At 69.4% G+C, this 12,723-nt stretch carries 12 protein-coding genes; 4 read left to right on the forward strand and 8 right to left on the reverse strand.

The features are described 5' to 3' along the window. Positions 1-63 precede the first annotated feature (63 nt). A complete protein-coding gene (locus tag H074_RS24880) occupies positions 64-1,251 on the forward strand; it encodes an 8-amino-7-oxononanoate synthase (RefSeq protein ID WP_007032830.1) in 1,188 nt (395 codons plus the stop codon). Here H074_RS24880 and H074_RS24885 read toward each other — a convergent pair. After that, complete coding sequence (locus tag H074_RS24885) at positions 1,217-1,699, reverse strand: GNAT family N-acetyltransferase (RefSeq protein WP_007032831.1); 483 nt, start codon at positions 1,697-1,699, stop codon at positions 1,217-1,219. The two genes, H074_RS24880 and H074_RS24885, sit on opposite strands and share 35 nt — an antisense overlap. A 33-nt stretch (positions 1,700-1,732) precedes the next feature. Then, a complete protein-coding gene (locus H074_RS24890; protein ID WP_007032832.1) occupies positions 1,733-2,566 on the reverse strand; it encodes a S1 family peptidase in 834 nt (277 codons plus the stop codon). A 168-nt stretch (positions 2,567-2,734) separates the two neighbouring features. On the opposite strand from H074_RS24890, the gene H074_RS24900 reads away from it, so the two are divergent. Both H074_RS24900 and H074_RS24905 read left to right on the forward strand, forming a co-directional pair. Beyond that, complete coding sequence (locus H074_RS24900) at positions 2,735-3,601, forward strand: M15 family metallopeptidase (protein WP_235096868.1); 867 nt, start codon at positions 2,735-2,737, stop codon at positions 3,599-3,601. Between the two features lie 74 nt (positions 3,602-3,675). Further along, on the forward strand, positions 3,676-5,070 hold the full coding sequence (locus H074_RS24905) for a mycothione reductase (protein WP_007032835.1): 1,395 nt from the start codon (positions 3,676-3,678) through the stop codon (positions 5,068-5,070). A gap of 70 nt (positions 5,071-5,140) precedes the next feature. Here H074_RS24905 and H074_RS24910 read toward each other — a convergent pair whose 3' ends face one another. Then, positions 5,141-5,617, reverse strand: coding sequence for a hypothetical protein (locus H074_RS24910; RefSeq protein ID WP_007032836.1), 477 nt, complete (start codon positions 5,615-5,617; stop codon positions 5,141-5,143). A gap of 90 nt (positions 5,618-5,707) precedes the next feature. Then, positions 5,708-6,955 carry a CynX/NimT family MFS transporter gene (locus H074_RS24915; protein WP_007032837.1) on the reverse strand — a complete coding sequence of 416 codons (1,248 nt, stop codon included), beginning with the start codon at positions 6,953-6,955 and terminating at the stop codon, positions 5,708-5,710. Positions 6,956-7,003: 48 nt separating this feature from the next. Between H074_RS24915 and H074_RS24920 the strand changes: the two genes are divergently transcribed. Beyond that, positions 7,004-7,693 carry a FadR/GntR family transcriptional regulator gene (locus H074_RS24920; RefSeq protein ID WP_039923334.1) on the forward strand — a complete coding sequence of 230 codons (690 nt, stop codon included), beginning with the start codon at positions 7,004-7,006 and terminating at the stop codon, positions 7,691-7,693. Between the two features lie 76 nt (positions 7,694-7,769). Here H074_RS24920 and map read toward each other — a convergent pair whose 3' ends face one another. From map to ispG, 4 genes are all read right to left on the reverse strand, one after another. Further along, positions 7,770-8,627, reverse strand: a complete 858-nt coding sequence (gene map / locus H074_RS24925; protein WP_007032839.1) for a type I methionyl aminopeptidase — start codon at positions 8,625-8,627, stop codon at positions 7,770-7,772. Between the two features lie 23 nt (positions 8,628-8,650). Continuing rightward, positions 8,651-10,456, reverse strand: a complete 1,806-nt coding sequence (locus tag H074_RS24930; RefSeq protein WP_007032840.1) for a penicillin-binding transpeptidase domain-containing protein — start codon at positions 10,454-10,456, stop codon at positions 8,651-8,653. Positions 10,457-10,507: 51 nt separating this feature from the next. Then, positions 10,508-11,362 (reverse strand): GNAT family N-acetyltransferase, encoded by an 855-nt coding sequence (locus tag H074_RS24935; protein ID WP_007032841.1) that lies wholly within the window; start codon positions 11,360-11,362, stop codon positions 10,508-10,510. Positions 11,363-11,517: 155 nt separating this feature from the next. After that, positions 11,518-12,669 (reverse strand): flavodoxin-dependent (E)-4-hydroxy-3-methylbut-2-enyl-diphosphate synthase, encoded by a 1,152-nt coding sequence (gene ispG / locus H074_RS24940; protein WP_007032842.1) that lies wholly within the window; start codon positions 12,667-12,669, stop codon positions 11,518-11,520. Positions 12,670-12,723 lie beyond the last annotated feature (54 nt).

Here is a 12,723-nt window from a genome sequence, read left to right on the forward strand (position 1 = left end):
CGAGTTCCGTGTTCTGGCACCCGTCTGACGAGTTTGCGAACGGCGGATGAAAGACTGCGGGACGTGACTTCTCCCGGCCCCGCTTCCCAGAACCTCCCACCCGACCAGGTCTTCGACTGGCTCGACGTGGAGGCGGAGAAGCGGGCCGAGGCCGGACTGGTGCGCAAGCTGCGCATCCGGCAGGCGCAGGAACCGGAGCTGGACCTCGCGGGCAACGACTACCTCGGGCTCGCCAGGGACAAGCGCGTCGCCGGTGCGGCCGCCGCGGCCGCGTTGCGGTGGGGCGCCGGGGCGACCGGCTCCCGTCTCGTCAGCGGCACCACCGAGGTCCACGCCGAACTCGAGCACGAGCTCGCCCGCTTCTGCGGCACTCAGGCCGCGCTGGTCTTCTCGTCCGGCTTCACCGCGAACCTCGGCGCCGTCACGGCCCTGTCCGGCGCGGATTCCGCGATCGTCACGGACAAGTACATCCACGCCTCGTTGATCGAAGGCTGCCGGCTGTCCCGGTCGGACATCGCCGCCGTCGCGCACAGCGAGCCGAACGCCTTCAAGCACGCGCTGGCGACCCGTCGCAAACCGCGCGCGCTCGTCGTCACCGATTCCGTGTTCTCCGTCGATGGTGACATCGCCCCGCTGGAGCAGCTCGCCGGTGTCTGCCGTGAGCACGGCGCGTCACTGCTCGTCGACGACGCACACGGCTTCGGCGTTCTCGGCGAGGGCGGCCGCGGCGCCGTCCACGCGGCAGGACTGTCCGGCGCGCCGGACGTCGTCACCACGATCACGCTGTCGAAATCCCTTGGGGCGCAAGGTGGAGCGGTACTCGGGCCGCGTCGCGTGATCAAGCATCTCGTGGACACCGCGCGCAGTTTCATCTTCGACACCGGGCTCGCGCCCGCGAGTGCCGCCGCCGCGCTGGCCGCCCTCAACGCGCTGAAGGCCGAGCCGGAGCTGGCCACCAAGGTGACCGAGGCAGCCGGAAACCTCGCGATGCGACTGAAATCGGCGGGTTTCCGGGTCAGTCTCCCGGACGCGGCGGTGATCTCGGTGCAAGCGCCGTCGCCGGAAGCGGCCGTCGCGTGGGCGGCCGCGTGCGCGGATCAGGGCGTGCGGGTCGGCTGCTTCCGCCCGCCGTCCGTGCCCGACGGCATCTCCCGCCTGCGCCTGACCGCGCGGGCCGACCTCACCGAGGCCGACGTGGACCGCGCGGTCGGGGTGATCACGGCCGCGGCGCCTCCCGGCGCCACATCGTGAGGTGCGGGATCCCGTCCTCCATGAACTCTTCGCCCTCGACCACGAAGCCGTACTTGGCGTAGAAATCCGTCGCGTACGTCTGCGCGTCGAGGACGCACGGCGCGTCCCCGATCCCGGCGAGCGCGGTCTCCATCAGCCGTCCCGCGAGTCCCTTGCCACGGGAGCGGACGGCCGTGCACACCCGGCCGATGCGGAAGGTGCCGCCGGCGTCCTGCAGCACCCGCAGGTACGAGTCGACGGCGACGGAACCGCCGACCCAGAGATGCCGTGTGCCGGGCAGGAGATCACGCCCGTCGATCTCGTGATAGGCGCATTCCTGCTCGACGACGAACACGTCCACGCGCAGGCGGAGGATGCCGTGCAGCTGCGCGGCGGTGATCTCGTCACCGGCGACGGACAGCGGAAACGACGTGGTCTCGATGATCGGGGTGTCGGTGCTCACGCCCACTTGTTAGCACATCGGGCGTGAAGAAGGCATCGATCAGCCGATCAGCCCGCGGTTGTTCTGCTGGGAGATCTCGTTCGCGAAGTGGGAGACACGGGTGTAGACACCCGGTTTGCCCGCCTTCGCGCAGCCTTCGCCGAACGACACGATCCCGATCAGCGTGTCGCCCACCACGAGCGGTCCGCCCGAATCGCCCTGACAGGCGTCGACGCCGCCTTCGGGGTAGCCGGCGCACACCATGTCGCTCGGGTCGTAGCTCGAGTACGCGGTGCGGCAGGTCCTGTCGCTGACCACCGGGACGACCGCGCTGCGCAGGTAGTCCGACCGCGCGCCGCCGTCGGCGACACGGCCCCAGCCGAGGACCGTCGCCCTCGTGCCTTCGCTGTACAGGTCGGCGTTGCCGTTGTCAGCGACCTTCGCGGGCCGGTACGGCAGCTGACCGCTGACCGTCATCACCGCGATGTCGTCGCCCTTGCCGGGATCGCCGCTGTAGTCGGGGCTGACCCAGATCCGCGAAACACGCAGCTCCACGCCGTCCCGCGAACGTTTGTCCTCTCGCCCCGCCACCACCCGGACATCGGCGCGATTGACCGCGACCGCGCAGTGCGCCGCCGTCGCGACCGTCGTGGAGCTGACGATCACCGCGCCGCAGTACTGGTTGCCACCGCGGTCGGCCAAGTAGACCGCGTACGGGTACTGCGAGATCGAAGCCTTGTCGCCGCCCACGATCCTCGGCTGGGCGGCCTGGTCCGGCCCGCTCACCGAGCTGTCGTCCGCCGCCGCGCTGGTGACCGCGACCGGCACCATCACGGCCGTCGCGAGGACCGCTCCGACCGCGAGCAGCAGCGTGCGACGTGACTTCTTGGGCATGTGTTTTATCCCTTCACCGGGGCGTACGTACGGTCAAACCCTGGGAAGTCATTCGACTCCAGCGCGTACACGAGCGATCGCGGATACCCTAATCGGAGAAAGCCCGATGCGGCGTCACTGAAACGGGTGAAACTGTACTCACCCAACGCATCTGTCACGCTGGACCCCGTGCGGGCTACGGCGACGATTCTGGCGGCTACGGCCTTTCTGCTCTCCTCGTGTACGAGCCCCACCCCGCTCGACACGACGTCCGCACCGTCCACCTCGGCCGCGGCCGGCGAACCCGCGGAGACCTCTTCGGCGGCAACGACTCCGAGCACATCGGCTGGGCCTCCCTCGCCGGCCTGGCAGGTCGGCGCGACGCCGCTTCCCTTGCGCCGTGACGGTTTCGGGCAGATCCTCCCGACTCCTCCCGTGCTGGCGAACCGCTCACTGCCGACCACCGACCTGCTTCCCCCGCCCGCCGGGAACCGGTTCGCGGGCACGGTGAATCCCGTTCCCGCCGAGGTGCTCGCGCGCAGCACCTGGCAGCCCGGCTGCCCGGTCGCGGCGGGCGAGTTGCGCTATCTCACGTTGTCGTTCTGGGGTTTCGACGGCCACGCGCACACCGGGGAAATACTCGTGAACGCTTCGGTGGCGGACGCCGTCGTCACCGTATTCGGGCAGTTGTTCGCCGCGAAGTTCCCGATCGAGGAGATGCGCGTGACCGCTCCCGCCGAACTCACCGCTCCCCCCACGGGCGACGGGAACAACACCAACGCCTTCGTCTGCCGTCCGGCCCGCGGCCAGACGAACTGGTCCGCGCACGCCTACGGGCTCGCGATCGACGTCGATCCGTTCTGCAACCCGTACACCAAGGGCGACCTAGTCCTGCCCGAGCTCGCGTCGGCGTACCTCGACCGGGGAAACCCTCGGCCGGGGATGATCACGCCCGGCGACCGGACCGTGGCGGCCTTCTCCGCGATCGGCTGGACCTGGGGCGGCACCTGGACGACGCCGAAGGATCGGATGCACTTCAGCTCCAACGGGCGCTGAACCGGGAACAACCGGCCGCCGCGACAAGTTGGCTAGAGTCGGAACCACCCGCTCCCGCCGCAAAGGAAGACAGCGTGCCCCACTACGACCTGGTGATCGTCGGTACCGGATCGGGTAACTCGATCCTCGACCCGCGCTTCGCGGACTGGAACACGGCGATCGTGGAGAAGGGCACGTTCGGCGGCACCTGCCTGAACGTGGGCTGCATCCCGACGAAGATGTTCGTGCACGCCGCCAACGTCGCGGCCACTCCCGCGTCGTCGTCGAAGTTCGGCGTCGACGAGGAGCTGACCGGGGTCCGCTGGCGCGACGTGCGCGACCGGATCTTCGGGCGGATCGACCCGATCGCCGCCGGCGGTCGCGAGTACCGCGTCGAGCACGAGGACAACAAGAACGTCACCGTGTACGAGGGCGAAGGCCGCTTCACCGGGCACAAGGAGCTGCGGGTCAGCTATCCCGACGGCCGCCCCCCGGAGACGATCACCGCGGACAAGTTCGTGCTCGCGGCCGGTGGCCGTCCGGTGATCCCGGACATCCCCGGTCTCGCCGAGACCGGTTACCACACCTCCGACACGGTGATGCGGCTCGACGAACTGCCGTCGAGCATCGTGATCCTCGGCGGTGGGTACATCGCGGCCGAGTTCGCGCACGTCTTCGCCTCGTTCGGGGTGAAGGTGACCGTGGTCAACCGGTCCGGCGCGCTGCTGCGTTCCGAGGACGACGACGTCAGCGCCCGGTTCACCGAACTGGCCGCGCGGCGGTTCGACGTCCGGCTCGACCGGAAGACCGTCCGCGCGCGCAAGAACGCGTCGGGCGTCGTTCTGGATCTCGAAGGCCCGGAGGGGGCGGAAACCGTCGAGGCCGAGGTGCTGCTGGTCGCCACCGGCCGCACGCCGAACTCCGACCTCCTCGACGTCGCCGCCACCGGCGTGACCACGGGCGAGCGCGGGCACGTCGTGGTCGACGAGTACCAGCAGACCGTGGTCGACGGGATCTACGCGCTCGGCGACATCTCGTCGGTCTTCGAGCTGAAGCACGTCGCGAACCACGAGCAGCGCGTCGTGCAGCACAACCTGCTGCACCCGGACGAGCGGATCGAAGCCGACCACCGGTTCGTCCCGCACGCGGTGTTCACTTCGCCGCAGGTCGCTTCGGTCGGGCTGACCGAACGTGAGGCGCGCGAGCGTGGCGTGTCCTACGTGACATCGCATCAGGACTACGCCGGCATCGCCTACGGCTGGGCGATGGAGGACACCACCGGCTTCGCGAAGCTGCTCGCCGACCCGGCGACCGGGCAGCTGCTGGGCGCGCACATCATCGGCCCGCAGGCGTCCTCGGTGATCCAGCCGCTGATCCAGGCGATGAGCTTCGGACTGGACGCGAAGAGCATGGCGCGCGGGCAGTACTGGATCCACCCGGCGATGCCGGAACTGGTCGAGAACGCGCTGCTGAACCTTCCGCTGGACTGACCCCTCCCGCGATCCGTCACCTGCTTGCGGGGTTCACCCGGCGCAAGCAGGTGACGGATCGCGGCGTCAGTCAGACCACGCGGTCGCAGTTGCGGGCGCCGTTCCGCGCCGCGAGCGCTCTCACCGCGTTCCGCTCGATGTCCGAGGCGCCCATCAAGGTGGCCGAGCGGGCCCCGTCCCGCTGGAACCGCTCGCCCGCCTCGACGTACCGGCGGATCGCCGCCAAGAACTCCTCCCGCGCGGATGCCGCCCCTCCTGGCACCGCCCGGACCCCCGTCGCCCCCTTGAGGATGTCCTTGGCGTCGTCCACCTTCGTCGCGACGTAATGCTGCCACTTGCGCAGCTCCGTCGCGGCGTCCCCCTTCGGATCCGGCCAGTAGCGCCGGATCGCCGCGCCGCTGTCCTTCCCCACCTGCACGCACACCCGGTCCACGGCGCGGTGGAACTCGTGCGGCGAGACAACCGCCGCGGGCCGCCCTGGCGCGACGGCGACGCACACCGCGGCGAAACACGCCAGAGCCGTCCCGTACGCCAGTCCTTCCGCCACGCCGACCCCCAGAACCGAGTTTTGAACAGGTTCAACTCGATCAGGCTATGGCTCCGCCCCAGGTGGGGTCAAGCAGTTTTTTGAACGCGTTCAGACGAAGCGATGGCGACCGGCGAAGGCCCCGAAGGTCATTTGCGCGACGAAGACGACGAGCATCATGATCCAGGGCACGGTCCAGCCGTGGGTGAGGTCGTGGAGCAGCCCGAAGAGGAACGGCCCGACGGCCGCCATGAGGTAGCCGATGCCCTGCGCCATCCCCGACAGCCGCGCGGTGTCCTCGCCGGTGCGCGCCCGCAGCGCGATCACCGTCAGCGCGAGCGAGAAGACGCTCATCCCGAGCCCGATGAGAACGCACCAGAGCAGCGGCGAGAAGGTCGGCGCGACCATCATGCCCACCATGCCGACGAAGCCGAAGACGCCCAGCCCGACGATCCACAGGCTCTGGCTCTTCTGCCGCGCGGCCATCGGCGCCACCACGAGACTGATCGGGACGGCGATGAGCGACATCAGCCCGAGCAGCAACCCGGAATCACTCTTGCTCACCCCCGCGTCGATCATCACTTCCGGCAGCCAGCCCATCACGACGTAGGCCAAAAAGGCCTGAGTGCCGAAGAAAAGCGTGACCATCCACGCAAGGGGGCTACGCAGGAGCGATCGCCCGCTACCCTGCTTGCCTGCCTCGGCAACGGGCGCACGCCCCGCACCGCGGGCTGCGAGAATCCAGACGAGGAGTGCGAGTACCGCCAGCACCGACCAGGCGCCGAGACCTTGGCGCCAGCCGCCGAACGCGTTCTCCAGGGGAGGGGTGAGCGCGGACCCCAGTGCGCCCCCGCCCTGCAGAGCGGCGGTGTACACGCCGGTCATCATGCCGACACGCGCCGGGAAGGAGTCCTTGATGACGACCGGGATCAGTACGTTCGCCAGGGCGATTCCCGCCGTGGCCACCAGGGTTCCCCCGAGTACGACGTACGGTCCGTCGATCACGCGCAGCACCAGGCCGGTGGCCAGCACCGAAAGCGCGGAAGCGATGGCCGCGCCGATGCCGAACCGGCGTGCCAGCGCGGGAGCGGCGAGTCCGGCCGCGGCGAAACAGAGGCCGGGAAGCGTGGTGAGCACGCCGGCCCAGGTCGCCGTGGCGCCGAGGTCGTCGCGCATTTCGCCGAGGATCGGGCCGACGCTGGTGATCGCCGGGCGCAGGTTGAAGGCGACCAGAATGACCGCGACGCCGAGCAGGACGCCGCCGGTGATCACTCCCGGCCGCCACTCCGTTTCGATCGAGCCTTCGAGTTCAAGACTTTCATCGAACGGGGAAACGGGTTCTCGGGAGTCGACACGCACGTCGGCTAGTATCACATACATAGGATGATTGGATGAAGGGACAACGCTGTGCCATTGGCCACCACGCGCCGTGCCGGCCTGGTCGATCAGGTCATCGAGCAGCTGCGTGACGCCGTCACGCAGGGAGAATGGCCCATCGGTCAGCGGATTCCGACCGAACCGGAGCTGGCAGGACAGCTCGGCGTCGGGCGCAACACCGTCCGCGAGGCCGTTCGCGCGCTCGCGCACACGGGACTGCTCGAGGTCCGGCAGGGCGACGGAACCTACGTGCGGGCGACGAGCGAGGTATCGGGCGCCATCCGGCGGTTGTGCGGTTCGGAACTGCGCGAGGTGCTGCAGGTGCGGCGCCTCCTCGAAGTCGAGGGCGCCCGGCTCGCGGCCGCGTCGCGGACCGAAGAGGAGGTCGCCGAGCTGCGCTCCTTGCTGGAACGCCGCAATGCCGAGTTGCGCGAGGGCCACTGGGAGGACTTCGCCCGCCTCGACGCGGAATTCCACTTCGCCGTCGTCCAAAGTGGACATAACACCCTGCTGACCGAGATGTACCGCGGCCTCACCGAGGTGATCACGGCCAGCGTGGCCGCCACGTCGAACGTGACGCCGGGGCACGAGTACCTGCCGGAGATAGGGCACGAGGGGCTCGCCGAGGCCATCGCCGACCGCGACGCCGACCGGGCCGCCAGCGAGGCGTGCGGTTTCCTGGACGAACTCTTGGCCCGGGTGGAACAAGACGAGAGCTGACCGAAACCGGCTCGTGAATGGTAAGGACGGTTAGAACCGTCCTTACCACTCACGAGGCGTTACGTCAGCGCGCGACCTAGGGCACTGTCAAGATTTCGGCGCCGTCCTCGGTCACCACGAGAGTGTGCTCGAATTGGGCCGTCCACTTCTTGTCCTTGGTGGTGACGGTCCAGTCGTCGGCCCAGATGTCGTAGTCGATGGTGCCGAGGGTGATCATCGGCTCGATCGTGAAGGTCATGCCCTGCTCGATGACCGTGTCGACCGACGGTTCCTCGTAGTGCAGCACGGTCGGCGCGGTGTGGAACGCCGGGCCGACGCCGTGTCCGGTGAAGTCGCGCACGACGCCGTAGCCGAACCGCTTCGCGTAAGACTCGATGACGCGGCCGATCACGTTGAGCTGCCTGCCGGGGCGGACGGCCTTGATGGCGCGCATGGTCGCCTCGCGGGTGCGCTCGACCAGCAGGCGCGCCTCCTCGGAGACGTCACCCGCCAGGAACGTCGCGTTGGTGTCGCCGTGGACGCCGCCGATGAACGCGGTGACGTCGATGTTGCAGATGTCGCCGTCCTCGATCACCGTCGAGTCCGGGATGCCGTGGCAGATCACCTCGTTGAGCGAGGTGCAGCACGACTTCGGGAACGCGCGGTAGCCGAGGGTGGACGGGTACGCGTGGTTGTCCAGCAGGAACTCGTGGATCACCTTGTCGATGTCGTCGGTGGTCGCGCCGGGTTTGACGGCCTTGCCGCCCTCCTCGAGCGCCTGCGCCGCGATCCGGCCGGCGACGCGCATCGCCTCGATCACCTCGGGCGTGCGGACCCCGTTGCCCGTGTCGCGTTTCGGCGCCGGCCGGTCGACGTACTCGGGACGGGCGATGCCGGCGGGGACGACTCGCCTCGGCGTCTGGACGCCGGGCTTCAAGGGGGAGCGAACGGACATGAGCCCAGCCTACGACCTGCCGGCTAGCCGAGCCCCGTCAGGAAGCGCTGGGCGGCCTCGACCGCCGGCCTGGACGTCCCCGCGTCGGTCGTCAGCACCGCGAAGGCCAGGTCCCCGGTGTAGCCGACGAACCAGCCGTGCGAATGCGTGCCGTCGCCGAACTGGGCCGTCCCGGTCTTGCCCCGGACGTCCGGCAAGGGCTTGAGCAGCGTCGCCGTGCCGTCGGTGACGACCTCGCGCATCATCCCGCGGAGGGCGTCGAGCACCTCCGGCCGGATCGGTTTCCCCAGCCCGGACGACGTCGCGGCCATCCCCCGCACCAGCGTCGGCACCGCGACCTTCCCGGACTGGACGGTCGCGGTGGCGACCGCCAGCCCGAACGGGCTCGTCACGACGGTCCCCTGCCCGAACCCGTTCTCCGCCCGCTGCGCGACGGTGTTCGCCGGCGGCACCGAACCGGTGATCGTGGTCAGGCCGGGGATCACGAAGTCGGCGCCGACGCCGAGGTCGCGCGCGGCGTCGGTCAGCGCGGCGGGCGGCAGATCGGTGGAGAGCTTCGCGAACGTCGTGTTGCAGGACTTGGCGAACGCCGTGGACAACGGGACGACGCCGAGGGCGAATTTGCCCTCGTTCGGCACCGTCCGGTTCTCGAAGGTGGCCGTACCGGGGCAGTCGACGGGACTGTCCGCCCGCACCGAACCCGCGGACAGCGCCGCGACGGCGGTGGTCATCTTGAACGTGGAGCCCGGTGGGAACCGGCCGGTGAGCGCGATCGCGCCCTGCGTGTCGGCCGGGGCGTTCTGGGCCACGGCGAGCAGTTCGCCTGTCGACGGCTGGATCGCCACCAGTGCGGAAGCCGTCGGGACCGGGGCGAGCGCCCGTTCCGCCGAACCCTGTGCCTTCACGCTGAGCGTGCTGACGACCGCGGGGGCCGGTTTGGGATGTTCGTTGTGCAGGTCGGTGATCTCGCCGCCACCGGTGTCCAGTGTGACGACGCGCCAGCCCGCCGAGCCCTCCACCTGGTCCTCGACGAGCGAGCGGACGGCGGGCAGCACCTGCTTGCCGAAGTTCTTGTCGTCGGGCAGCAGCCTTTCCTGCTGGCTGAACCGGACGCCGGGCAGGTCGTAGATCTCGGGTTTCACCTCTTGGTAGCTGTTCGCCCGCAGGCTCACCACCGGATAGCCGGAACCGGGTTTGAGCGTCTTCACCCCGTCGCGGATCGACTGACCGGTCACCGACGGCTCGAACCGGTTGAGCGCCGCGCCGAGTTTGTCGGTGACCGCCACCAGATCGCCCGCTTTCGCCGGGTCGAGCACCACGCTGACGACCGTCTGCGGGCGCAGCAACGGCATCCCGTCGCGGTCCAGCACCGGCGCGAGGTCCGGCGGCTCGGCCTTCAGCGCGATGCTCTGCTGTGCGGCCAGCTGCGGGTGGAGCACGGTGGGCAGCCAGCGCACCTTCCAGCCGTCCTGAGTGGAATGGACCTGCGCGTCGGCCTTGTACGTCCAGACACGGCCGCGTGGGAGATTCCAGGTGAGCCGATAGGTCGCCGTCGCGTTGTCCGCCCCGGAGGAGTGCTGGACCTCGTCGGCCGCGACCTTGATCGACTCGGGGGAAAGCGCCTTCCTCACCATTTCCAGAGACGCCCGAGCGGCGTCCGGCGAATCGGTGAAGAAAGCGGCCGCAGCGACGTCACCGGAGGAGAGTCCGTCGAGGAAACCCGTGACGGCGTCTTCGGGACCGGAATCGGCGAAGAGTCCGCATCCGGCGGCCGAGAGGCCCACCATCCCCGCGAGCACGACGACGGCGACACGACGACCTGCTGGCATGCCTCGGATCCTGCCAGTCCCGGCGGCTTCCCACCCGGCGCAACGCCGTTGCTAGAAGAGAACCGTCGCGTACTGCCCGACCTGTTCGAAGCCGATCTTGCGATAGGCGGCGAGCGCCGGGCTGTTGTAGGCGTTGACGTACAGGCTCGCCGTGCGGCCCATCCCGCGGACGAGCCTGGTCACCACGGACGCCGTCCCGGCGGTGCCGAGCCCGCCGCCGCGGCGTTCCGGATGGACCCAGACGCCCTGGATCTGGCCGACCGTCGAGGACATCGCGCCGATCTCGGCCTTGAAGACGACCTCGCCGTCCTCGAACCGCGCGAATGCCCGGCCGCCGGCGATCAGTTCCGCGACGCGGGCGCGATACCCGGCGCCCCCGTCACCGTTGCGGGGATCGACGCCGACCTCCTCGATGAACATGGCGATCGCGGCCGGGAGATACCGGTCGAGTTCCTCCGGGCGCACCGCGCGGACCAGCGGGTCGGCGGCCACGGAGGGGATCCCGTCGAGCGCCAGCAACGGCTGGTCGTGCCGGACTTCGCGGGCGGGACCCCATTCCGGCTCGAGTTCGTCCCACAGCCCCAGTACCTGCTCGGCCGGGCCGACCAGTGACGAACAGCTCCGCTGACGGCGCAGGGCGCGGTCGGCGAAGGAACGCAAAGCGGAGGCGTTGCCGCGCAACGGGATCAGGTTCGGCCCGGAGAAGCACAGCCCTTGGAGCCTGCCCGCGCGAACCGGGCGGGAGTCGGCGGCCCAGAGCTCGCCACCGAGCCGCCAGGGGTCGAGACCCGCTGTCTCCACCCTGGCACTGACCATGCAGCTGCCGACCGGGTCTGTGGCGAGCGCGGCACGGACCGCGGGATAGTCCCGATCATCGAGCAGCCGTGCACCTGCAAGCCGCAACACCACTCCAGGGTGCCAGATGAGCGGCATAAACGGAACGCAAGCTTCGCGACACGCTGAGAGAACTTCGGCAGGTCGGGGCCGCCGGCTGCGATGAAAGGCCCCTTCATCGCAAATTTTGCGATGAAGGGGCCTTTCATTGCACAGGTCTCGACCACTCAGCCGACGGTGACGGTGGGCTCTCCTTCACCGATCGTCTGGCCCGACTCCTCGGCGATGCGCATGGCTTCTTCGATCAGCGTCTCGACGATGGCGTGCTCGGGCACGGTCTTGATGACCTCGCCCTTGACGAAGATCTGGCCCTTGCCGTTGCCCGAGGCGACGCCGAGGTCGGCCTCACGCGCCTCACCGGGCCCGTTGACGACGCAGCCCATGACCGCGACGCGCAGCGGGACCTCCATGCCCTCGAGCCCGGCGGTGACCTGCTCGGCGAGTGTGTAGACGTCCACCTGCGCGCGACCGCAGGAAGGGCAGGAGACGATCTCGAGCTTGCGCTCCTTGAGGTTCAGCGACTGCAGGATCTGGATCCCGACCTTGACCTCTTCCACCGGCGGCGCCGAGAGCGACACACGGATGGTGTCGCCGATGCCCTGGCGCAGCAGCGCGCCGAACGCGACGGCCGACTTGATGGTGCCCTGGAACGCCGGGCCCGCCTCGGTGACGCCGAGGTGCAGCGGGTAGTCGCACTGCTCGGCGAGGATCTCGTACGCGCGCACCATGACCACCGGGTCGTTGTGCTTCACGGAGATCTTCACGTCGTGGAAGTCGTGCTCGGCGAACAGCGACGCCTCCCACAGCGCCGACTCGGCCAGCGCCTCCGGGGTCGCCTTGCCGTACTTGTCCATGATCCGCTTGTCGAGCGAACCCGCGTTGACGCCGATCCGGATCGGGGTGCCGTGGTCCTTCGCAGCCCGCGCGATCTCCTTGACCTGGTCGTCGAACTTGCGGATGTTGCCCGGGTTCACCCGGACCGCCGCGCAGCCGGCCTCGATCGCGGCGAAGACGTACTTCGGCTGGAAGTGGATGTCGGCGATCACCGGGATCTGCGACTTCTTCGCGATCGCGGGCAGCGCCTCGGCGTCGTCCGCCGACGGGCACGCGACGCGCACGATGTCACAGCCCGCAGCGGTCAGCTCGGCGATCTGCTGCAGGGTCGCGTTGACGTCCGAGGTGAGCGTGGTGGTCATCGACTGCACCGAAATCGGGTGCTCGCTGCCGACGCCGACCGGCCCGACCTGCAGCTGTCGGGTCTTGCGACGCTCGGAGAGGACGGGAGGAGGAAGCGCTGGCATACCAAGAGCGACAGTCACGCCGTCAAGCGTACCTACCCCGATCGGCGGACATACACGACGTCAGCCGTCACG

It is taken from the genome of Amycolatopsis decaplanina DSM 44594 (assembly GCF_000342005.1).
GTDB classification, from domain to species: Bacteria; Actinomycetota; Actinomycetes; order Mycobacteriales; family Pseudonocardiaceae; genus Amycolatopsis; species Amycolatopsis decaplanina.